The 21,819-nt window shown below is 33.0% G+C and carries 21 protein-coding genes and 1 tRNA gene; 6 read left to right on the top strand and 16 right to left on the bottom strand.

The window, feature by feature from the left end; all coding sequences use genetic code 11:
* The first annotated feature begins 32 nt into the window (after positions 1–32).
* Positions 33–1,238 carry a Pycsar system effector family protein gene (locus WHC90_RS06355; protein ID WP_188597642.1) on the top strand — a complete coding sequence of 402 codons (1,206 nt, stop codon included), beginning with the start codon at positions 33–35 and terminating at the stop codon, positions 1,236–1,238.
* Here the strand turns inward: WHC90_RS06355 and WHC90_RS06350 are convergent.
* Positions 1,235–3,622, bottom strand: a complete 2,388-nt coding sequence (locus WHC90_RS06350) for a GAF domain-containing protein (RefSeq protein WP_188597641.1) — start codon at positions 3,620–3,622, stop codon at positions 1,235–1,237. The genes WHC90_RS06355 and WHC90_RS06350 overlap by 4 nt on opposite strands.
* A gap of 88 nt (positions 3,623–3,710) precedes the next feature.
* Positions 3,711–5,024, bottom strand: a complete 1,314-nt coding sequence (gene der, locus WHC90_RS06345; protein WP_188597640.1) for a ribosome biogenesis GTPase Der — start codon at positions 5,022–5,024, stop codon at positions 3,711–3,713.
* A gap of 78 nt (positions 5,025–5,102) precedes the next feature.
* Between der and WHC90_RS06340 the strand changes: the two genes are divergently transcribed.
* Entirely contained in the window at positions 5,103–5,834 is a 732-nt protein-coding gene (locus tag WHC90_RS06340; protein ID WP_188597639.1) for an SIMPL domain-containing protein, read from the top strand.
* A 5-nt stretch (positions 5,835–5,839) separates the two neighbouring features.
* Positions 5,840–6,346: a GTP-binding protein gene (locus WHC90_RS06335; RefSeq protein ID WP_188597638.1), complete on the top strand. Its 507-nt coding sequence runs from the start codon at positions 5,840–5,842 to the stop codon at positions 6,344–6,346.
* Here the strand turns inward: WHC90_RS06335 and era are convergent.
* On the bottom strand, positions 6,343–7,224 hold the full coding sequence (gene era / locus WHC90_RS06330) for a GTPase Era (RefSeq protein ID WP_188597637.1): 882 nt from the start codon (positions 7,222–7,224) through the stop codon (positions 6,343–6,345). The two genes, WHC90_RS06335 and era, sit on opposite strands and share 4 nt — an antisense overlap.
* 152 nt (positions 7,225–7,376) lie before the next feature.
* Here era and WHC90_RS06325 point away from each other — a divergent pair.
* A tRNA-Met gene (locus WHC90_RS06325) sits at positions 7,377–7,449 on the top strand.
* A gap of 708 nt (positions 7,450–8,157) precedes the next feature.
* Here the strand turns inward: WHC90_RS06325 and WHC90_RS06320 are convergent.
* The 12 genes from WHC90_RS06320 to WHC90_RS06265 form a co-directional block, all read right to left on the bottom strand.
* Complete coding sequence (locus tag WHC90_RS06320; protein ID WP_188597636.1) at positions 8,158–8,808, bottom strand: hypothetical protein; 651 nt, start codon at positions 8,806–8,808, stop codon at positions 8,158–8,160.
* 43 nt (positions 8,809–8,851) lie between these two features.
* Positions 8,852–9,502 (bottom strand): hypothetical protein, encoded by a 651-nt coding sequence (locus WHC90_RS06315; protein ID WP_188597635.1) that lies wholly within the window; start codon positions 9,500–9,502, stop codon positions 8,852–8,854.
* 123 nt (positions 9,503–9,625) lie between these two features.
* A complete protein-coding gene (locus WHC90_RS06310) occupies positions 9,626–10,246 on the bottom strand; it encodes a hypothetical protein (RefSeq protein ID WP_188597634.1) in 621 nt (206 codons plus the stop codon).
* A 246-nt stretch (positions 10,247–10,492) separates the two neighbouring features.
* Positions 10,493–11,461: a M20/M25/M40 family metallo-hydrolase gene (locus tag WHC90_RS06305; protein ID WP_188597633.1), complete on the bottom strand. Its 969-nt coding sequence runs from the start codon at positions 11,459–11,461 to the stop codon at positions 10,493–10,495.
* Between the two features lie 88 nt (positions 11,462–11,549).
* A complete protein-coding gene (gene murI / locus WHC90_RS06300) occupies positions 11,550–12,344 on the bottom strand; it encodes a glutamate racemase (protein WP_188597632.1) in 795 nt (264 codons plus the stop codon).
* A 74-nt stretch (positions 12,345–12,418) separates the two neighbouring features.
* Positions 12,419–12,928 carry an OmpH family outer membrane protein gene (locus tag WHC90_RS06295; protein WP_188597631.1) on the bottom strand — a complete coding sequence of 170 codons (510 nt, stop codon included), beginning with the start codon at positions 12,926–12,928 and terminating at the stop codon, positions 12,419–12,421.
* 10 nt (positions 12,929–12,938) lie between these two features.
* A complete protein-coding gene (locus WHC90_RS06290; RefSeq protein WP_188597630.1) occupies positions 12,939–13,694 on the bottom strand; it encodes an OmpH family outer membrane protein in 756 nt (251 codons plus the stop codon).
* Positions 13,695–13,761: 67 nt separating this feature from the next.
* A complete protein-coding gene (bamA, locus tag WHC90_RS06285) occupies positions 13,762–16,311 on the bottom strand; it encodes an outer membrane protein assembly factor BamA (protein WP_188597629.1) in 2,550 nt (849 codons plus the stop codon).
* A complete protein-coding gene (locus WHC90_RS06280) occupies positions 16,304–17,056 on the bottom strand; it encodes an isoprenyl transferase (protein WP_188597628.1) in 753 nt (250 codons plus the stop codon). The genes bamA and WHC90_RS06280 overlap by 8 nt, the downstream gene beginning before the upstream one ends.
* A 4-nt stretch (positions 17,057–17,060) precedes the next feature.
* Entirely contained in the window at positions 17,061–17,738 is a 678-nt protein-coding gene (locus tag WHC90_RS06275; protein ID WP_188597627.1) for a DUF6089 family protein, read from the bottom strand.
* Positions 17,739–17,843: 105 nt separating this feature from the next.
* Entirely contained in the window at positions 17,844–18,743 is a 900-nt protein-coding gene (locus tag WHC90_RS06270) for an NAD kinase (RefSeq protein WP_188597626.1), read from the bottom strand.
* 3 nt (positions 18,744–18,746) lie between these two features.
* A complete protein-coding gene (locus WHC90_RS06265; RefSeq protein ID WP_188597625.1) occupies positions 18,747–19,403 on the bottom strand; it encodes a CBS domain-containing protein in 657 nt (218 codons plus the stop codon).
* 72 nt (positions 19,404–19,475) lie between these two features.
* Between WHC90_RS06265 and WHC90_RS06260 the strand changes: the two genes are divergently transcribed.
* Entirely contained in the window at positions 19,476–20,189 is a 714-nt protein-coding gene (locus tag WHC90_RS06260; RefSeq protein ID WP_188597624.1) for a pyridoxine 5'-phosphate synthase, read from the top strand.
* Between the two features lie 21 nt (positions 20,190–20,210).
* Entirely contained in the window at positions 20,211–20,978 is a 768-nt protein-coding gene (locus WHC90_RS06255) for an alpha/beta fold hydrolase (protein WP_188597623.1), read from the top strand.
* Positions 20,979–20,993: 15 nt separating this feature from the next.
* On the opposite strand, the gene WHC90_RS06250 is transcribed toward WHC90_RS06255, so the two are convergent.
* Positions 20,994–21,710 (bottom strand): VIT1/CCC1 transporter family protein, encoded by a 717-nt coding sequence (locus WHC90_RS06250; RefSeq protein ID WP_188597622.1) that lies wholly within the window; start codon positions 21,708–21,710, stop codon positions 20,994–20,996.
* Between the last annotated feature and the right edge of the window lie 109 nt (positions 21,711–21,819).

Raw genomic sequence — 21,819 nt, 5'->3', positions numbered from 1 at the left:
TTTTTTTTTACTTTAGTAAAAATAATTCTTTTATGGAAACTTTACTGCTCAATGCCGAGAAATATGTTTTTGGCCTCTTAACAAAAGATATGGCTGATGGATATTTATATCATTCTATAAGTCATACTCAAAGAGTAGTTCAGGCAGCAAAAGAGTTAATTGTTGGTGAGCAGGTTTCAGAGGTAGATGCAAATATTTTACTCTTAGCTGCTTGGTTTCACGATGTTGGCTATTTAAATGGAGCCGATAATCACGAAAAGGAAAGTGTAAAAATTGCAAGAAATTTCTTAGCAGAGTACAATATCGATGAGTCTATTATCGATCAAGTTAGTCAATTAATTTTGGCGACAAAAAAAGGGTATCAACCTCAAAAGACGCTCGAAAAAATAATGATAGATGCAGATTGTTATCACGTCTGTCTTAAAAATTATTTTGATGTAAGCGATTTGTTGCGTGAAGAGTTAAAAACAACCCTTGATATAACTTTTTCTGATGAAGAATGGGTACGAGAAAACATTCAATTTTTAACTAAAAAGCACCATTTTTATAGCAGCTATGCGCAATTAAATTGGCAGCTAGGAAAAGATAGTAATATTGCTTTACTGTTTAAGAAATTAAAAAAATTACAGCAAGAGACACAAAAAGAGCTCGCTAAAAAAGAAGAATTAGATCTTAAAAAATTAAAGGCAAATAGTCCAGAACGGGGTATTGAAACGATGTTCCGGGTAACACTGAGAAATCATATTACTTTGAGTGATATTGCAGATACAAAAGCAAATATTTTATTATCTGTTAATGCCATAATTGTTTCGCTTGCACTTTCTAATCTCTTACCGAAATTAGACAAAGCTTCAAACTATTATTTAATTATTCCGACGATCATTTTTGTTGTTTTTACCATCATCACCATAATTTTATCTGTACTTGCAACAAGACCAAATATTACCAGTGGTAAGTTTACCAAGATGGATGTTAAAAATAAAAAGGTTAATCTGTTGTTTTTTGGTAATTTTCACAAAATGAGTTTGGAAGATTTTGAATGGGCGATTGGAGAAGTAATGAAAGACAAGGATTATCTCTACAGCTCGTTAACCAAAGATTTGTATTTTTTAGGAAAAGTGTTGGATCGGAAATATAAAATCCTTCGAGTTACCTATTTGATTTTTATTATCGGTTTGGTGATCTCTGTACTTGCATTTGGTTTTGCACTCCAATGGCAAACACATCTTGTTGCTTAAGAAGAAATTTCTTTGACAAGATCTTCAAATGAAATTCGCTCATCTTGATGGTAGTTTTTGTTGTACACCAAATCTACACGGATCGCCTTTAAACCAGAAACCCCTTGTAAGTCTTCTATCTCTACTAATTCATAAGATCCTAACATCTTTTTTGATTGCAAGAAAGTAATGTACTTTAGGTATTCTCTAGCGTCTTTGTCTTGAGAGTACACGATGGCAATTTTCCCAGGACTAGTTAGGCGTTTTTTAGTCCCTTTAAGATGGGCTTTGTCAATGCGTTTTTTGATAATTTCATAACGAATATTATAGGCACCATCAACATCAAATTGTTTCTCATCCATCCTAAATTGAATGGACAATGGGGTGCTGTGCACTAAAATTAATGAGGCAACTCTTAGGTCATGTCTCATCTCAGTTCGAGCCTGATGTGCTAAATTCTCTAACTCATACATTACTTGTAATTGCCAAAGTCTTAGGTTGTATAAGTACAGTTCATCAAAGCGCTTGTTTTGAACCAAGGCTTGACCAATATACATGTTAAACTCTATTCCGTCTGTCTTGTAACGTTCAAAATAGTGAGGAAACATCTCTTGTGCCTCTTCTTGTTTTTGATCTAATAAGGCAGATAGCGAATCGTTAAGTAGGGTTACACTGTTCTCATAATCCTTTCTCTTTTCATAAATTACTTGGAGTTTAGGGTCAAGTCGATCAATATATGCAGTAATCTGTTTATTTGCTACGGATTCACCTTCCTTTAAGTGGTTAAACACTGGATAGATGTCTCGTTTTAAAAAGTCAATCATACCAATTTCATCCCCGGCTTTAAGTCCTTTTGTTAAATTGGATAAATACGATGTGACTCTAAAAATTAATTCTTCATAAATAGGCAATTTATGCTGTGAAAATGCCTGATTTAATATGTCAATAGCCAAATTTAACTGGGTAGTTAAATCTTGTTGGATAGCGGTATTTCTAGCGATAGAGGAGCCTTTAATATCTGTTTGCCCAAAAAGAGGGTATACATCTTGGAAGACGATAGCATCCAAACTAGGATTCTCTACATTTTGAAGCAGCTGGTTTTGATAGTTATTTGCAGCCGTGTTAAATCGCCATTTAACAGCCGGATGTATAGATGTATAATGCTCTTGGATGGTTGCTTCTAATACATTCTGATACTCTTCTGAAGCTCTTTTTACAGCGACTTCAAATACAGGAATAATGTCTTTTAGTTTGTTTAAATTAACAGAATTCAATTCATAAGGTCTTGGAGAAGCAATCTCAAGCAAGGCTAGATCATTGTTCCCTGTTGCTTTGATAGGTATTAAAGCAATGCTTTGTATGCCTTGGCTCGACAAGTTTTTAAAAAATGAATTTTCATTGGTGTTGATACCATAGTTTTTTACATCAGAAATAGCAATAGCCTCTTTTTTCTGAAAAACTGTTTTCATGATTGATTCACAAAAATAATTGTTACATGCTATTTCACTTTGCTTATGTAAAACAATACTGTTTGATTTGTTGGTAGCCGTCTCACAAATCTTGGTATTAAAATTGTCAAAAATAGAATAGCCTAATTTTAGATCTGGGATGTTGTAGAATTTTCTGATATTATCCTGTAAGTCTAAAATTAAATTCTCATCACTACGCAATAAATTGGTTCTGATATCAGAAATAATTTCATCGGTAGTCACATCAAATAAGTTTATGATTCCAAAGCCTTTAAAAACATAGCTATTAGGTGGGAATTTTTCTTTCCAGATGGCTACATTATCAAAATTATTTAGCAATAAATGATAATCTTCTAAGCTTATTTTTGGAGCATCTTTGGTTGGTTCAATCTTTCCGAAATCACCATTAAACGCAGCTCTATAATGTTTTAGTGTACCAGTTTTCTCATTTGGAATATCAAAAAAGAAAGGCCTTTTAAGATCAACTTCATAGCCATACATCTGATGCAAGATCATTGTACAGGCGTGAATATAAAAAAGATTGTCTTCAAAATTACGGACACTTAACTCATAAGAGTCCCCTGCATTGTCAATAATATTTCTAAAACGCTCAGAAAATTTGAATGATGTAAAAGAAAAAGGGATGCTAGCAGCTTTAATTTCGTTTAACTGCAAAGCTTCCGGAAACAAAGGGTCTAATATCTTTTCAATTTGTTCACTATAGGTGTCTAGCAAGCTAGTATCTGTAAATCCTTCTCTAAGGATTGGGTGTTTTTTAAATTCGGCGATGATGTTTTTTGCAGCACCGTGATAGGGGTGCTTTTCTTGAGCCGTTGATGCATATTTTTTATACATCATGTATACATTCTCAAAACTAATTTTGAGTTGCATAGGTAATTCAAGTTCCTCTATTTTACTAGTGTGTAGTATTTTCATGAGATATCATCAAGCCTTGTAAAGATACGAATTCTTAAAGATAGTCGTTCTTTTACAGTTAGCCTAACAGTTTAAAAAACAACTTTTTTTATTTTTGACGGAAATAAATAATAATTGGCACTCCATTAAAATCAAAAATGTCTCGTAATTTATTCTCTAAAAAACGTTTGTAAGGGTCTTTTACATACTGAGGTAAATTGGCAAAAAACGCAAACTGAGGTGTAGGGGTTGGCAATTGCATACAGTATTTAATCTTTACGTATTTCCCTTTAATTGCAGGTGGTGGGTTCTGTTGAATAATCTCCAACATGGTATCATTTAACTTGCTAGTAGGAATTCTTTTCTTTCTACTCTCAAAGACCGCTACTGCAGTTTCGATCGCTTTAAAGATTCGTTGCTTTGTAAGCACAGAAGTAAAAATAATAGGCACATCAGTAAAAGGTGCAATTTCTTTTCTAACTGCAGCTTCATAATCTCTCATGGTATTGGTTTCTTTTTCTACCAAGTCCCATTTGTTAATTAGTATTACAACTCCTTTTTTATTTTTTTCTGCCAGCCAAAAAATGTTTTGATCCTGACTCTCAAAACCTCTAGAAGCATCAACCATTAAAACTATGACATCAGAATATTCAATAGTTCTTACAGCTCTCATTACAGAATAAAACTCTAAGTCTTCTTTTACTTTTGATTTTTTACGGATACCTGCTGTATCTACCAAGTTAAAATCAAAACCAAATCGATTGTATTTGGTGTCGATAGAATCTCTGGTGGTCCCAGCGATATCTGTCACTATATTTCTGTCTTTGCCTATCAGAGCATTGATAAAAGATGATTTTCCTGCGTTAGGTCTTCCAACGATAGCAAATCTTGGTAATTCTTCACTTTCTAAATCTGTTTCTTCTGGTTCTGGCATTTTTATAGCCATGGCATCTAGTAACTCTCCAGTTCCACTACCATTGATAGAAGAAATGGTGTAATACTCACCAAGTCCTAAGTTAAAAAATTCTAATGCATCATTTTCACGCATGGCATTATCAACTTTATTTACAACTAAGAAAATAGGTTTTTTAACTTTACGCAACAATTTAGCAACCTCTGTGTCCATCGGAGTAATTCCTTGTTCCACATCAACAACAAAGACTATTAAATCAGCTTCTTCAAGAGCTAGCTCAACTTGCTTTCTAATTTCTTCTTCAAAAATATCATCAGAGCCAATGGCATAACCACCGGTATCAATTACAGAAAATTCTTTACCGTTCCAGTCTGATTTTCCGTAATGTCTGTCACGAGTGACTCCACTTACAGAGTCTACAATGGCATCTCTGCGTTGAACCAACCTATTAAATAAGGTGGATTTTCCTACATTTGGCCTTCCTACTATGGCTACTATACTCGTATTCATCTCTTATGAAATTTTTTGCAAAGATAGTCATTAGGTAATGAATTTTGTTTAATTTTAATGAGATTAAAAATTTTCAATATGAAAAAGAATTTCAACTCAATTATTTTCTCAATTGCCATTGTTTTGGCGGCCTATGTCTTTGCTAATGCAATCGTTAACAGGAACAACCTAGAGAGCACTATTTCTGTAACAGGTTCTGGAGTAGCAAACTTCACGTCAGATTTGATTGTTTGGGAGGGTAATTTTTCTAAAGAAAGCGCAAGTCTTAAAAATGCGTATTCAGAATTAGAAAAAGACAAGAAAATTATTAATGATTATTTGCTTTCTAAAGGAATAAAAGCGGATGAATTTGTTTTTAATGCAGTTCAGAGTAGAACTAAAAATAAAGCTTTGTACAGCAATGAAGGGAAATATATGGGAGATAAATTTTTGGGATATGTACTCACTCAGTCCATGCAGATTGATTCTAAAAATGTAGAAAGAGTAGAAAAGGTTTCAAGAGAAATTACTGAACTTCTTAACAAAGGGATTCAGTTTTATTCTCAACCACCACGATATTATTACACCAAATTAGCTGATTTAAAAATTGAAATGATTTCTAAAGCCACTGCCGATGCCAAGTTGCGTGCAGAAAATATCGCTAGCAACTCTGGAGGAGGTTTGGGGAAATTAATTTCTGCTCAAATGGGTGTTTTTCAGATAACTGGGTTAAACTCTAGAGAAGATTATTCTTGGGGAGGTACTTTTAACACATCATCCAAAGAAAAAACGGCCTCTATAACGATGAAGTTAACCTATAAAGTAGATTAGTTCTTGTGGAAGAGGTACAAAATTCAGCAATTTTTTTAAGACCGAGGTTTCAGCTAGAGATTGCACAGTCTTCTACAGTTGTTTTAGAAGAGTTTAGCAAGGTTTTAAAGGAAAAGTCATGTGAGTATCCAAGCAAGTTTTCTGATGGACACGTGGCTATTGATGTCCCTGTTAAACAAGCTCATTTTTGGTCTCCACAGCTTAATGTAGAGGTCATTTCTGTTACAGATTCAAGCTGCCTTATCAAAGGGTTATTTGGTCCCAAACCCCAAGTGTGGACTTTGTTTATGTTTGTGCATTTTGTGCTCGGATTCCTCTTTTTGTGTTTTGCAGTAGTTTTATATGTTCGTGTTCGATTGGGTGAGGCTTATATAATGCCTCTAATGCTACTTATCTTTATTCCATTGCTTTGGATTTTGCTGTACTTTTTAGGAAGGATAGGAAAGGGCACAGGGCAACCACAAATGGAAGATCTACATCAATTATTGATTAAAATTATAGAAAAGGCTTAATCCTTATAACCAAAACGCTTAAGCTGGTTGCTGTCGCTACGCCAGTTTTTATTGACCTTTACAAAGAGTTCCATAAATACTTTCTTGTCAAAAAACAGTTCAAGATCTTTTCTTGCTTCTGAGCCAACCCTTTTGATTGCAGATCCTTTATGACCAATAATGATTCCTTTTTGCGTATCTCTTTCGACCATAATGATCGATCGAATTTTTATAATATCTTCTTCTTCTATAAAGCTCTCAGTTTCTACTTCTACAGAATACGGAATCTCTTTTTTGTAATGCATTAAAATCTTTTCACGGATTTTTTCGTTTACAAAAAAGCGCTCTGGTTTATCCGTTAGTTGATCCTTAGGGTAAAAAGGAGGGCTTTCTGGTAAAAGTTCAATAATGCGTTGTAAGACATTGTCTACATTAAATTTTTCTAAGGCAGAAATAATAAAAATAGAAGCATTTGGAACTTTTTCTTTCCAATATTTTAGTTTCTCTTCTACCACCTCTTGTGATGAGGTATCTATTTTATTAAGTAGTAAAATAACAGGGATTTCGCTGTGTATTATTTTGTTAAAGAAGGCTTCGTTTTTCAATTCTTTTTCACCCACTTCAACCATAAAGACTAGGACATCTGCATCGTCAAATGCCGATTTTACAAAATCCATCATAGATTCTTGTAAACCATAAGCGGGCTGAATGATCCCAGGTGTGTCAGAAAAGACAATTTGATAGTCTTCATCATTAACGATTCCTAAAATTCGATGTCTAGTTGTTTGTGCTTTTGGGGTGATAATGGATAGCTTTTCACCAACAAATGCATTCATTAGGGTCGATTTCCCAACGTTGGGATTTCCGATTATATTAACAAAACCTGCTTTATGTGTCATCTTGCAAAGATAGTTTGTTTTTTTGTTTTAGGTATTTATTAGGTATGATATTGTCTTGCTGAAGGTTAATAAAAACTTTAAAAAATAAAATAATAAAAAAAGTATTTCTTTTGGAAAGAAGAATAAAATATTCGTATCTTTGCAGTCCAAATCGCGGGATAGAGCAGTAGGTAGCTCGTCGGGCTCATAACCCGAAGGTCACTGGTTCGAGTCCAGTTCCCGCTACAACAAACCAGATACGAAAGTATCTGGTTTTTTTGTTTCAAAAATTTGGGAGCTCGCTTCAAAAAATTTTTGGAACAAAAAAAATAAAGATTTGTGAAGCAAATCTGGTTTGTTGTAAAGCTACCTCCGTTCTGGCCCATTTTGCTACGGAGTAGCAAAATGAATCCAGGTTGGTTAAATGATTGTGATAATTTTTTTTAGTTTGTCGTTCTGATTCATTTTTTTGGTACAAAAAAATGAATCCAGCAATGTGTAATCTTTGATTTTTAATATTAGCGTATAATAATAGTTGTGGCTAATTCTTCATTCAGCGGGTAATCTGATTTTGCCATTTTTTTGGCACAAAAAAATGAATCCAGAGTATAAATAAATTACGGTTTGTTACTTAAAAGTCAATTTCTGGCCAATTTTGCTACGGAGTAGCAAAATGAATCCAGGTTGGTTAAATGATTGTGATAGATTTTTTTAGTTTGTCGTTCTGATTCATTTTTTTGGAACAAAAAATGAATCCAGAATCCAAACAGTTTAACTCTAGTTGGTTTATTAAAGCCATTAAACAGAAGTGATTCAAAAAAAAGTTACTGAGGAGGTTAGTAAGCTTAATGTAAGTTAAAAAATTGATTAGGATTGTTAATGTTCATCTTGTCCATTTATATTAATTTAGTTTCATTTTGAAGTTTTATAATAACTTATGATTTTTTCAATTAATTAGATTATAGTTAAGTTTTTTTCATGTTTAATCACCCATTTGTCATTCTCTTTTTTCATGAAAAAAAGTGATGAGAAACCATTTAATTTACTAAAGCTAACACTCATTTTGACGATTGCCTTATTTAGCTCTTCATTGTATGCAATTTTAGAAAATCTAAGAAAAAAAGTTTTTTTTTTTGTTTCTTTATTTCGAAGTTGTCTAGAATCTCCTGTAAATGGTATAATTAAAGAGTACTTGCTGGCCTTGATTTTTAAGGGGTCAATATTTTCAATATTATCAGTTGATATGAGTTTTTTTAATATATCTGCATATTCAATATCTTTAATGTCTAAGGTATTGTCAAGTTGAGCTCCTTTTAAAACAGTGTCAATAGCCACGATAGATTTTCCTCTTTTCCTTAGCAGAGCATTTAAAATTTTATTAGTATCTATTTTTATGTCAAAATCTAATTTTTTTTTAATAGGAAAAACTGGGGGTTCTGGAGGAAAAGCAGAGAATTTAGCCTCTTGCTCACTAATTTTATTGTAAAGCAGAGAGATTATTTCTGTAGTGTCTAAGAATGAATCATTTTTCGGCATTTTACTACACGAAATGAGGGTAAAAAACAATAATAAGAAAGCTAAATACTTTATTTCGATTAGTTGCATAGATTTTTTAAATTTGAGTTATCAAGTACAGTATTCATTTTATTTATGAAATTTCAAAAACTTTTTCACACTTTATTGCCCAATGGTAATTTTCTTTTTCTAAATAAATAAGTGCAGTAAAGCCATTTAACTTATCCCTTGTTGCTGCGACTGTTATGATGGCTTTATTGTATTTTTTATTAAATTTAATTTTAGAAAAATTTAGAATTAAATCAATCTCTTCAAATTTATTTTTGAAAATGTTCTTAGGCATATCATCGTATGGTAAAACATTGTTGTTTTTGCTTAAACTCAGTTTGTTTACATTAATTTTAGTTTCAACATCCATAGAAAAGTAATCATCCAGTAATTTATTATCTATTGAGCAACCGTTATTAAATTGTTTTCTTTTTTTATTTAAAAATAGTATGGAATTTATAGCTACTGTTTTTTTCTTGCGAAAATCCATGTAAAATTTTTTATAAACACGTAAACTATCTTCTATTGTAAATGTATAAGTTTTTCCGTTCGGAGGTGGTGGGAATGTTGGTGCATTAATAGTGTTTTCTATTAATGATTGTGATAAGAAGTTGATGACTTGATACGTATTTTCTTTAGTTAATTCATCATCATTGTTATCCTTACATGAAAACAACAAAAATATCATAAGTATATATAATATAGACTTATATTTAAAATTGTTAATTACTATCATCGTTTTTAAATTTTGTGTTATCATTAACTAATTTTTGTTTTATATAATAGTCTGATGAGGTGCTTTTCTTTCTTTTTGAATAAGAGTAAAATTAAAATGACTTAAAATCTTACAATATAAAAACTATTCAATTACTTCACCATGATACATTACATTTCGTAATACAATACTATCTTTTGTAAATTCATCTTTATCAATAATAAAAAGGATTGGTTTATTCTTTTGTTGAAAATTAAATATATCCCATACTTTTGGAGGGGTTTGTTTTTTTAACCAATTGTAATCAATAATTTTATTTTTATGTGTTTTTAAAAATGATTTGTGCTTTTTTATTATTGTAGAGTTTCCAAAGATTAAAGAATCATCAAACTCTGAATATTCTTCTAAAGTTAGATAAGTTCCAAACCAAAAGCGATAGGTATAATAATCGTCAAATAAGAAAAAATCTTTTTCTAAAACTCCGTTTTTAGAAATATATTCTTTTCCATATACATCAATAGCTTGCTCTTTGCTGATTTCCTGTTTCCAATAAATTGGAATATCATATGTTATTCTATAATACTTGGGGTTTTGGTCTTTATATTGAAAACTCCTTTGTTTTTTCATTTTATTTAAACTCTCGTCAAATAGAATAAAAATGGTGTCTTTTTTGGTCAAAGAATTGTTTATCAATTTCTTGTTTTGAATATTGCAACTTGTGAAAACTACAAGTAAGATATAATACAGAGCTATGCTTTTCTTCATAATTACTTTTTAAATATCAAAATTTATCTATGCTAGCTATTTAAGAATGACAATAAATATGCCAATACGAAAAAGAAAACCACTCTCTAATTAATTTATTTTTAAAGAAGTGATCATTTAATGTGTCTAGAAAGAGCAGCAATCAAGATTCTCTTTTGCTAATTTTGTTCCCAATAAAAAACTCCACCTCTTATAGAGATGGAGTTTCTTTGCTTTAACAAGCAATGATTTTATGTGTAAACTAGTTTACTTTAAGTCTGTATCAAAATTTTGTATAGCCTTGGTAATCAACTTTACTGCATTTACATAAAATTCTTGATTGATGTTTTCAAAAGTATCAGTGTCTTTGTGATAGTCTTTATGATCTTCTACGCCAAAATACACAAATGGTATTTTTTGATTGTGAAAAATCCTGTGATCAGAAGAATTGGTCCAGTCGTCTAACTCTTTGTTCTTTGGCTCATCGTGCCCAAAAAGTAATGTTAGTGGAGTTTCAATACCTTCTAAAGATTTTTTTAACTGTGGGTAATGGTACAAACCAGACGCATACAACTCAGATTCACTATGAGCGATCATGTCCATATTTATATTTAAAACAACCTTGCTCAGGTCTGTAGGGAAGTTTTTAACCAAATAATCAGCTCCTAATGAACCTATTTCTTCTGCATCTACTGCAGCAAAAACTAAAGTGTGATTGGGTTGATTCTTTTTAAAATAGGCAGCCATACTAATAAGAGCAGCTGTTCCTGATGCGTCATCATCTGCTCCGTTGTAGATCTTTCCGTTTCTAATACCTAGATGGTCTAAATGTCCTGTAATGATGATAATCTTATCCGTTTTCCCTTTTATTTGAACCAGAACGTTACCTCCTACAACAGTAGTGTCTGGAACATTTTTAAGATCCTTGTCAGGGTTGGCTATAGGGAACATACGTTGTCTTCTTTTTCCGCTAAAAGTGTAAGGGAACTTTTGGATATATCCCTCGCTAAAAAAAGGTTCAAGGTCTAGAAGTTCAAATTGTGAAGCAATAAACTCTTGTGCTCTGTAATTTCCAGGTTTAGAGAAGCCTCTCCCTTCATAAGAATCGCTTGCCAATTCTTTTAAATTACTAAGCAAAACTTGCTCGTCTATTTCAATTTTATTTGAGCTAAGGCTAGAGCATCCAGCTAGACTTAAAAAAGCAGTTACTACTGCAAAAGTAAAAATTTGTTTCATGTTAAAAGTTTTAAAGTAGCAAGGTACGGATTTACATGAAAGTTTTTAAATAATATTTTAAAGGATAGGGCTTTGTAAAAAGTGTCTATCAAAAGTTTTTAAAAGATACTTGGGTAGTCGTTTTTTTGGCTATAAACTGTTCTAGTAATTCTGCATCTTTGTTTGAGTAGGCCCAGTGTTGTGCTTGAGTATTACTAGTGTTTAGAAGCTTGTGCTGTTCTAGTACCATTTTTGTTTGTTTGGCAACTGCTGCGCCAGAGTCAATAATGTGCACATTTGGCCCTAAAATGGCTTGTATTTGAGGAATTAAGTAAGGGTAATGAGTACAACCTAAAACCAATTCATCTACTTGATGTTTTTGAAAAGGGGCAAGGTGTTTTTTTAGTAGCGCTGTCATCTGCTTTGAGTGCAATTGTCCATGTTCTATTAGTTCTACTAATCCCTCGCCAATCTGCTCTATAATAATAATATCTTCTTCTAATTGGCTGGCTGTTGTTGCAAATAGGCTGCTGTTTAAAGTGCCTTTTGTAGCTAAAATACCAATGTGTTTGTTTCTGCTCTTTAAGGCAGCGGGTTTAATTGCTGGCTCTATACCGATAAAAGGAATAGGATATTGTGCCCTTAAATGTTTAATGGCATTGGTGGTAGCTGTATTGCAAGCTACTACGATAAGCTTGCAATTCTGTTCTAATAAAAAAGCTGTGTTTTTTATAGAAAGCTCATTAATTGCTTTTACAGATTTTTGACCATAGGGTGCGTTAGCACTGTCTGATAAATAGATTGTTTCCTCCTGTGGTAAAAGAAGTTGTACTTCTCTTAGAATAGAAGTGCCTCCAATACCAGAGTCAAAAATCCCTATGGGTCTTAGGTCTGTAGATTTCATTGTTAAACAAAAATAAAAAATCCTACTTGATAAGTAGGATTTTTTTATAAGAATGTGAGTAACACTAAAGGGTTTTAAAATCCTAATTTAGCTTTTACTGCGTCGTAAATATCGATTCCTTTGTCAAAAACTAAAAGTCCTTTTCCTGGAGAAGAATTAAACACATAAGTCAATCCTTTCTCTGCAGCAACATCTTTAATCGCTTTTTGAGCTTTTTCAAGGATAGGATTCATTAATTCTGCATACTTTTTTTGCATTTCTTGATTTGCAAACTGCTCAGCTTGTTGAATTCTTAAAGCATCTTGTTGTACTTCTGCTTTTCTTTGCTCGTTAGTTTGTGCAGTTTGAGATTTTTCTTCTGAACCGTACTTTTGAAGTTTAGCTTCGTATTTTTTCCCTAAAGCTTCTATCTCATCTTTATAGGTTTTTTGCGTTTTTTGCAATTCAGCTTCCATAGCTTTAGTCGCTGGCATACTTTGTATTAATTTGTCTGTGTCTATATGCCCAATTTTTTGTGCATTTGCAACACCACCCATTCCCAACGTCAATACAGCGATTAATAGTAAAGTTTTAAAATTTTTCATTTCTTTTGTTTTAATTTTGATTATTTCTTTTTGTTTTCTCTACTTCCTTTTCTTTTATTACAGAATTCTTCTTTTCTAGTAATTTTTTCTTTTTATCTTCTATTTCTTTCAGTCGAGCTTCTTTTTTAGCTTGAATGATTTTATTCTGTTTGTCTATTAGCTCTTGTCTCGCTTTTTTGATAGCTTCCTTATTAGCTTCCATCTCTAGCTTTTTAGCATTTGTTTTTTCAGCAACCTCTGCTATTTTTTTGCTTTTAATGATTGTAGCTAAAACGAGTTCGCTAATATCGTATTTTTTATTGAAATATAACATGACTAGATCACTAGATTTATCAAATACAAAATCGTACTTCCTCTTTTTTGAGATATCCTGAACCGCATTGTAGATTAAGTCCTGAATGGGGTTTACCAATTGTTTTCTCAACTCAAACAATTCACCATCTGGTCCAAAATACAAAGCTTCGAGTCTAGAGAGCTCTTCTTGCTTAATCGTAATTTCTTGCTCTTTATCGCTAATGATGTCTTTGGTTAAGATTGCTTTTTCTGTAACCAAATCAGATTTTAATACTTCAATGAACCTACTTTGCTTGTTAAGATTTGCTTTCCATTCTTCTGCCTTAACATTAATCAGATCTTGCGCTTTTTTATACTCTGGTACATTTTCTAAGATATAATCCGTATCGATATAGGCAAAAGTTTGTGCTTTTTGTCCTATTGCGTATTGAATACTTAATAGTAAAATGATACTGTATGTTATTTTTTTCATGCTTCTTGTTTCTTAGTTAGAAAAATCGTGCCAAAAAAAAATCATACAAGTTAAAATTCTGTTATAATTAGAATTGTCTTCCAATTATAAAGTGTGTTTGCCATCCTGATTTTGGTGCCGTTGGACTGTTGTTGTATAATGGCAATGAATCAAATCCATGTGCAAAATCAATTCCTAACAAACCAAATGCTGGCATAAAAATACGAATACCTAAACCTGCTGATCTTTTTAATTGAAACGGATTATACTCGCTAAAATTGTCATAAGAATTACCTGCTTCAATAAACCCTAAGGTATAAATAGATGCTGTTGGCTTATCTGTGATAGAATAACGCAGCTCTAATTGAAACTTATTATAAATAGTACCACCTTCTGTTGATGAAAGTCTATTGTTTTCGTATCCTCTTAATCCTATCGTTTCTCTACCATCTAATTGATAGGCAGCTAATCCATCACCTCCAACAAAATAACGCTCAAAAGGTGTTGCTCCAACTTCACTGTTATAACTACCTAAGTAACCACCTTCTGCACTAGTCATTAATACCAGTTTTTCTGTAAATGGGGTATACCATTTTCCTTTTGCAGAAATCTTGTAGTACTCCATCCATTTGTATTTTTCAGCTAGTTCTAAACTAGAATAGTCTTTATTGTTAAACAATGAATATGGAAACGTTAATTTAAGACCTACGCTAAAATCTGATCCAGATGTTGGGAAAATTGGAGTTGGACCAGAAGAGTTTCTACTTAAGGTGATTCCATATGAAAGATTGTTTAAGCTTCCATTATCCAAAAATTCTGAACCTACTCTAAATCCATAATTATTTAAATTAAAACTTTGATAACTCAATTGCTGAGATAGCATAAAATAATCATCAGGCCATTGTAAACGCTTTCCTAAACCAACAGAGGCTCCAATAATTTTTAAATTTTGATCTCTATCAATAACACCTGTTGTGTAATCATACTGATATTGATTAGAGTTGTAAATTGAAAAAGACAATGACTGTGGCTTTTTTCCTCCTAACCAAGGTTCTGTAAATGAAAAACTATACGTGCTATAGGTTCTACTTGCTTGTAAACGAAGAGACAAGGCCTGTCCGTCACCAGTTGGTAGCGGTTTGTAAGCATCTTTTTTGAAAATATTTTTAATAGAGAAGTTGTTAAATGACAGTCCAAGTGTTCCAATAAAGGCACCACCACCATAACCACCTTGTAGCTCAATTTGACTACCTCCTTTTTCTAGTAACGGGAAGTCGATATCTGCAGTTTTGTTTTGCCAATCTGGTTTAATGTCTGGAGCTATTTGTGCGTCAAAAAATCCTAATTGTCCAATTTCTCTAATCGATCTAAGAATTGCAGAACGACTAAACAAATCACCTGGCTTGATACGTAGTTCACGATAAATTACATGATCGTTTGTTTTATCATTTCCGTAAACAGTAACATTTTTTATAGTTGCCTGCTCATCTTCATGGATACGAATTTCAACGGTTATAGAGTCATTCTCTACTTTGGTTTCAACAGCATTTACTCTAGAGAATAAATACCCTGTATTGTGGTACAATGATTGAATATCATCAGAAGTAGGTGTTCCATCACCACTTACGCGCTCTTTTAATACAGCTCCATTGTAAATGTCTCCTTTTCCAATTTTTAAGATTCTGTTTAAAGCTTCACTTGGATAGGTTTTGTTTCCTACATAAATAATATCACTAAAGTAATATTGTCTTCCTTCTTCAATAACAATTTCTAAATTAATTGTATTGTCTTCATTCCATATCATTTTATCTGAGATAATTCGAGCATCTCGGTATCCCATACGACTATACTTTTCAATAATTGCCTCTAAATCTGCTCGGTAACTATCTTCTATGTATTTAGATGCTTTCCAAAAACGACCAAAGAAACGCTCTTTGGTATTGCTCATTGCTTTTCTAAGTTTTTTTGAAGAAAGCGCTTTGTTGCCTTTAAAAATAATGTCCTTTATTTTTATTCTATTTCCTTTATCAATATAAACAGATAGGTTAACAGCATTTAAGTCACTAGTGTCTTTTTTGCTATCTATATTTACTTTCGCTTTTAAAAAACCTTTATCGGTATATTTTTTCTTGAAGTAATTATTAGAGGTCACCAATAAGTTGTCGGTAATCATCACCCCTTTTTTTAGCTCAGTTTCTTTTTTTAATTCTTTAGCTTTACTCTTTTTAACTCCAGAAATTGTTACCTCATTTAATTTTGGAAGTTCCACCACATCAAACTGTAAGTATATAACGTTGTTGTCAATCTTAGCCAGATAGACATCTACATCACTAAACTGCTTGCTTTCGTAAAGTTTTTTTATCGCACTTGTTAACTTGTCTCCTGGAAGTCTCAGCAACTGACCTTTTCTAAGACCTGTATATAGCATTACTGTTTCTTCGCTAAATATTTTTAAACCAGTAACAGAAATACCTCCTAAAGTGTATTCTTTACCTCTTTCATAAGCTAGTGGCGTAAGAATAGTGTCTTTTAGAGCAAGATTTGTTGTTTTTTTAACGGCAGTCGCATCTTGTGCTCGTGCTTGTGTTGTTGAAAAACAGATGATAAAAATTAGTATTGAGATAGTATGTTTACTCATTGGGTGTTTCAATTTGTTCGCTAGTTTTACCAAAGCGTCGTTCTCTATGTTGATATTCTATTATTGCGTCAAAAAAGTCATTTTTCCTAAAGTCTGGCCATAACACATCTGTAAAGTACAATTCTGCATAAGCCATTTGCCAAAGTAAGAAATTACTGATTCGTTGTTCTCCACTTGTACGTATCATTAAATCTACTTCGGGCAAATTAAATGTATATAAATGGTTATTAATAACTTTTTCGTCAATTTCTTCTATTTGAAGTTCGTTATTAACAACTTTTTTAGATATGTTTTTGATAGTATTAACAATTTCTTCTCGAGAACCATAATTCAAAGCAAAAGTCAAAGTGATTTTTGAATTGTTTTTTGTTTCTTCAATAACAGTTGCTAAGATTTTTTGTGCTTTCTTCGGTAAGTTACTGATGTCTCCGATGGCTCCAATTTTTACATTGTCTTTGTGGAAATTTGGTAACTCATTTTTTAATGCGCTTACCAGTAAACTCATTAAAGCATTTACTTCGTATTTGGGTCTATTCCAGTTTTCTGTAGAAAAAGTATACAGAGTAACCGCTTTTACACCAATATCAGAAGCTGCCTCTACGGATTCTCTAATAGATGTTAGTGCATTTCTATGTCCAAAAACCCTTTCCATCCCTTTACCTTTTGCCCATCGCCCATTACCATCCATAATGATGGCCACATGCTGAGGCACTTTCTGTAAATTGATATTAAGTATCTTATTCATTTTTTTATCTAAATTCTGCAAAACACGCTGGTCTTCCAAAGGTGTATACAAGTGATATCCCTGTAAATACGTACCAATCATTTGAATTGCCGCCAAAATTAAGTGACGGAAAATCCTTACTTGTATAATCTAAATCGTCTTTAAATGTGTAACTAACCTTTGATTCAATTGCTAGTGCAATTCGTTGGGTTAGTTTTGATTTAAATCCGATACCAAAAGGAATTGAAATTGCTTTTTTATTTTGATAGGCAAATTGTCCATTGCCTAAGTCCGTTTTAGGACTTTTATACATAATTCCTGCTAATTCTAACAAGATGTATGGTGTATATGTCTTCGTTGTCGAAGCGATATTATACTCAAAAAAATTAAACTCAACTCCAATTGCCAATTCATTGATGGCATTATTAAAACTATATCCTCTATTTTTTCTAATTCCATTTGTTGCATCTGCATCATCAGCTTCTATTGAATAATAGCTGATTCCTCCTCTTAAAGCAACTCGGGGATTGAGATTGTACTTGTAAAAAATACCTCCTCCAAAAGCATTTGGTGATAAGTAGGTTGTTTTTCCTACATCACCTATATAGTTAACGCCTCCAAAAGACATTCCTATTTCATGCACTTGAGACCAAGAAATACTTGTAATACAAACACATACTAGTATTAAAAATTGCTTTCTCATCTTAAAAAATAGCGTGCAAATATAGGGAATTCAATTCGCTTTATAAAGTTATTAATTTGTCTTTTTTGTTTCAAAATAATTTTACTGCTTTGTTGTGGGTTCAAATCAGAGTTCAGATTTGTTTCTGGTGTCTTCTCCCCACAGTAATTTTGTCCGAAGGGTTTTTAAAAAGGATTGATTTTCTAACAACACACTTTTGATAGTAAAAGCTGCTTTTTCTATGTGTATGATAGTGTCTTGAGTGACCGATGCAATCCGAGAGTCCAAACTCATTAAAAAATCATTTTCTCTTCCGCTAATTTCCAATTTTATTTTAGTGGTATCAGAAATAATCAAGGGTCTTGCATTTAGATTGTGTGGAGCTATAGGGGTGATCACAACATTGTTTGAGTCCGGTAGTACTACAGGTCCATTACAACTTAAAGAATATCCGGTAGAGCCTGTTGGCGTAGCGATAATCAAACCATCTGCCCAATAATTTGTTAAGTACTCGTCGTTTAAATAGGTTTTTACTCCGATCATAGATGTGGTATTTTTACGTGCCACAGTTACTTCATTTAAGGCAAAATACAGGTCTGAAAAAGCATCCGTTTTTGGAGAAGTCTCAACGCTTAATAATGTTCGCTCTTGAATACTGTATTTTTGTTCAAGGAGTAGTTCAACTGCGGTTTCAATTTCATCATTTGGAATGGTTGCTAGAAAACCCAAGCGACCCGTATTGATTCCTAAAATAGGAATGTTTAAATCTCTTATATAAGTAACGGCTCTTAAAATTGTTCCATCACCTCCAATAGTAAACATCAAATCAAATGAATCGTTTAGATCATTAAAATGAGAAAAGGTAGGGTACTTTTTAGGAAGTGCTTTCTTGTCGTGAAACAATTGGTAAAAGTTTTTCTCAAAAAAAACCACAATACCCTTTTTTCTTAGAGCTTCAAGCAGAATCAATACTTCTTTTTTCGCATTGGTATTATACGATTGTCCATAAATAGCTACTTTTTTCATGGCTTAGGTGTTTAGGTATTTTTGTAGATAATCTGCTCTGTTTTTTAGCTCTTCTAAATAGCTGTCGTCTTTGTGTTTGGTAACTACCGTATAGTTATAACGTCTAAAAGTTTGAATAATTTCATTTATTTCTTGGGATGAAATTTTCATTGTCACCTGCGTGTTGTCTACATCTTTTTTAGAGATAAAACAACCCAAAAGTAGCGCGTTATTGGCTTCTACTATTTGAGATATCTCACTCATCATGAGTTCTTTGTTGTTTTTTTGTACTACTAAGTCAAAACCATCAGTTGCCAAAAAAGGGCTTGATGCAAATACGTCTAAGATGTCGCTTAGTTCATAATAGCCCTGATATGTTTGCTCTTCAAGTACAGGGATAATATTGGCATCATTGTCTGCAAAAATCTTGAGCAATTCTAAGATTGATGCACTGCTGTCGATTGCAAAATAGTAAAATAGATCTCTTACTTCAGAGAGTGTTTGCTTTCTGTTTTCTATAGATTGAATATCGCTTTGCGCAAAACAACCAATTAGACGGTCTTGCTCTACAATAGGAATGTGGGTAATTGGTAGATCTTCACACAGATGTTGTGCTTGTTCTACAGTGCATTGTAAGGTTAGCGGTTTGAAATCTTTTAAGATGTATTCTGAAATGTTCATATCGTACGAATATAAACTAAAAGCATGAATAATTTTATTGAATTGAGTACTTTTGTCTTTTAGTTTTATAAGATGACAAAGTTAAGTGTAAATGTAAATAAAATTGCAACCTTAAGGAACTCAAGAGGGGGTAATGTGCCAAATTTATTAAAAGTAGCTACCGATATCGAAGATTTTGGAGCTCAAGGAATCACCATTCATCCAAGACCAGATCAAAGGCATATTCGTTATCAAGACGCTTATGATTTAAAAGAGATTGTTAGGACGGAGTACAATATAGAAGGAAACCCAATTCCAGAATTTATGGATCTTGTGTTGGCTATTAAACCTACCCAAGTGACTTTGGTTCCTGATAGCGTAGAAACCTTAACCTCTAATGCTGGTTGGGATACCATCACACACCAAACATATTTATCAGAAATGATTCAAGAATTTAAATTGAACGGCATTCGTACCTCAGTTTTTATTGATACGGATCTTTCTTTGATAGAAGCTGCTGCTAAAACAGGAGCTGATCGGATAGAGTTGTATACAGAGGCTTTTGCGACTGAGTTTGGAAAAGGAAATAAAAAAGCTGTTGTTCCATATACAAAAGCGGCAATTTTAGCACATGAGTTAGGCTTAGGGATTAACGCGGGTCATGATTTAAGTTTAGATAACATTGCCTTTTTTAAAGAAAGCATTCCTTATTTGGCAGAAGTATCGATTGGTCATGCTCTCATATCAGAATCCTTATACCTGGGTTTAGAAAATGTGGTAAACATGTATTTGCATCGTTTAAAATAAAACTGTTTAGAAGACAAAATAATGGGAATATTGCACTCAAAAATTGAAGGAAAAGGAACTCCGTTTTTAATCTTACACGGATATTTTGGCTCTGGAGATAATTGGAAATCAATTGCGGGTCATTTTACAGATACTCATCAAGTACATTTGATTGATCAGCGAAATCACGGTAGAAGTTTTCATTCAGATGATTTTGATTATGAGTTGATGGTTGCAGATTTGTATGCCTATGTCCAATACCATAAATTAGAGAGTTTTGTGCTTTTAGGGCACTCTATGGGGGGTAAAACAGCCATGCTGTTTGCAGTAGAGTATCCTCAGTTAGTACAAAAATTACTCGTGGCAGATATTTCACCTAGAATGTATCCGCCACACCACCACGATATTTTAAAAGCACTAAATTCTATAGATTTTACAATTCATAATTCTCGCAAACTAGTTGATGAGCAGTTAGCGACTCTTATACCAGAAGTAGGCGTTCGACAATTCTTACTAAAGAATGTTTACTGGAAAGAAAAAGGGCAATTGGCGTTTCGTTTTAACTTGAGTTCTTTAACAGAAAACAATGATGAGGTTGGAGTTGCCCTTCCGTCATTTACTATTTTTGAAGGGGATACTCTATTCTTAAAAGGGGAGAACTCAGGGTATATCTCTGCAAATGAAGAACCAATTATCTACGCGCATTTTCCAAATGCAAAGATTGTGGTAATAGCCAATGCAGGACACTGGTTACATGCAGAAAACCCTAAAGATTTTGTAGCCGCAGTTCAAAATTTTTTAAAAAGCTAAGAAGAAAAGGTTTTTTTAGGTGATGTTGACACCAAAAATATAACCTGCTAATGCAGTCAATCCCATAGCTATGGTGCCCCAGAAAGTAATTCTAAAAATAGCTTTCCAAATTCCTGATCCACCCGCTTTTGCAGCCATGCCTCCGAGGAGCATTAAAAAAACTGTCGCAAAACCATATAGGTAATATTCCATTCCTTGTAAAGGTAAAAATAAGGTTACTAAAAATGGAAGAATTCCACCTGCTGTAAAAGCAGCTCCTGAGGCTAATGCAGCCTGAATTGGGTTGGCCTGACTAATTTCATTGATGCCTAACTCATCTCTAACATGAGCACCTAAAGCATCGTGTTCTGTTAATTCTTGCGCCACAAGCAGTGCAGTTTCTTTTTTAAGACCTCTGTTTTCGTAGATTTCTGCCAAGCGCTGAAGCTCTAAGTCTGGCATTTCTGCAAGTTCAATCCGCTCTCTTTCTATATCTGCTTTTTCTACATCGGTTTGAGAACTTACAGAAACGTATTCACCTGCTGCCATTGATAAGGCTCCAGCTACCAATCCAGCTAAGGTAGCTAGTAAAATAGGCTCTCGGGTGCTGCTAGCGGCAGCAACTCCAATTGCAATACTGGCGGTTGATAAAATACCGTCATTAGCTCCAAGAACGGCTGCTCTTAGCCAATTGCTTCTGTGTATATAGTGATTGTCTAAATATTCATCTAAATGATCTTGCTCTTCAACCATTGTTTTTTTTCTTTAAAAATACATAAAATTTCACCAATCAAAATAAGGGATTCTTCTTTGTTGTATTAAAGGATGTATATGGGTTCAAATTTTATTTTTTTGCAAAAAT

The organism is Polaribacter pacificus, from assembly GCF_038024035.1.
Classification (GTDB): domain Bacteria; phylum Bacteroidota; class Bacteroidia; order Flavobacteriales; family Flavobacteriaceae; genus Polaribacter; species Polaribacter pacificus.
The sequence above is the reverse complement of the archived record's forward strand: the minus strand, read 5'-3'. Positions and strand labels throughout refer to the sequence as shown.

What these genes read in the sequence shown, in the direction of transcription:
- WHC90_RS06355 (WP_188597642.1), top strand. Translation starts at nt 33, where the DNA reads ATGGAAACTTTACTGCTCAATGCCGAGAAATATGTTTTTGGCCTCTTA.
- WHC90_RS06350 (WP_188597641.1), bottom strand. Translation starts at nt 3,622, where the DNA reads ATGAAAATACTACACACTAGTAAAATAGAGGAACTTGAATTACCTATG.
- der (WP_188597640.1), bottom strand. Translation starts at nt 5,024, where the DNA reads ATGAATACGAGTATAGTAGCCATAGTAGGAAGGCCAAATGTAGGAAAA.
- WHC90_RS06340 (WP_188597639.1), top strand. Translation starts at nt 5,103, where the DNA reads ATGAAAAAGAATTTCAACTCAATTATTTTCTCAATTGCCATTGTTTTG.
- era (WP_188597637.1), bottom strand. Translation starts at nt 7,224, where the DNA reads ATGACACATAAAGCAGGTTTTGTTAATATAATCGGAAATCCCAACGTT.
- WHC90_RS06320 (WP_188597636.1), bottom strand. Translation starts at nt 8,808, where the DNA reads ATGCAACTAATCGAAATAAAGTATTTAGCTTTCTTATTATTGTTTTTT.
- WHC90_RS06315 (WP_188597635.1), bottom strand. Translation starts at nt 9,502, where the DNA reads ATGATAGTAATTAACAATTTTAAATATAAGTCTATATTATATATACTT.
- WHC90_RS06310 (WP_188597634.1), bottom strand. Translation starts at nt 10,246, where the DNA reads ATGAAGAAAAGCATAGCTCTGTATTATATCTTACTTGTAGTTTTCACA.
- WHC90_RS06305 (WP_188597633.1), bottom strand. Translation starts at nt 11,461, where the DNA reads ATGAAACAAATTTTTACTTTTGCAGTAGTAACTGCTTTTTTAAGTCTA.
- murI (WP_188597632.1), bottom strand. Translation starts at nt 12,344, where the DNA reads ATGAAATCTACAGACCTAAGACCCATAGGGATTTTTGACTCTGGTATT.
- WHC90_RS06295 (WP_188597631.1), bottom strand. Translation starts at nt 12,928, where the DNA reads ATGAAAAATTTTAAAACTTTACTATTAATCGCTGTATTGACGTTGGGA.
- WHC90_RS06290 (WP_188597630.1), bottom strand. Translation starts at nt 13,694, where the DNA reads ATGAAAAAAATAACATACAGTATCATTTTACTATTAAGTATTCAATAC.
- bamA (WP_188597629.1), bottom strand. Translation starts at nt 16,311, where the DNA reads ATGAGTAAACATACTATCTCAATACTAATTTTTATCATCTGTTTTTCA.
- WHC90_RS06280 (WP_188597628.1), bottom strand. Translation starts at nt 17,056, where the DNA reads ATGAATAAGATACTTAATATCAATTTACAGAAAGTGCCTCAGCATGTG.
- WHC90_RS06275 (WP_188597627.1), bottom strand. Translation starts at nt 17,738, where the DNA reads ATGAGAAAGCAATTTTTAATACTAGTATGTGTTTGTATTACAAGTATT.
- WHC90_RS06270 (WP_188597626.1), bottom strand. Translation starts at nt 18,743, where the DNA reads ATGAAAAAAGTAGCTATTTATGGACAATCGTATAATACCAATGCGAAA.
- WHC90_RS06265 (WP_188597625.1), bottom strand. Translation starts at nt 19,403, where the DNA reads ATGAACATTTCAGAATACATCTTAAAAGATTTCAAACCGCTAACCTTA.
- WHC90_RS06260 (WP_188597624.1), top strand. Translation starts at nt 19,476, where the DNA reads ATGACAAAGTTAAGTGTAAATGTAAATAAAATTGCAACCTTAAGGAAC.
- WHC90_RS06255 (WP_188597623.1), top strand. Translation starts at nt 20,211, where the DNA reads ATGGGAATATTGCACTCAAAAATTGAAGGAAAAGGAACTCCGTTTTTA.
- WHC90_RS06250 (WP_188597622.1), bottom strand. Translation starts at nt 21,710, where the DNA reads ATGGTTGAAGAGCAAGATCATTTAGATGAATATTTAGACAATCACTAT.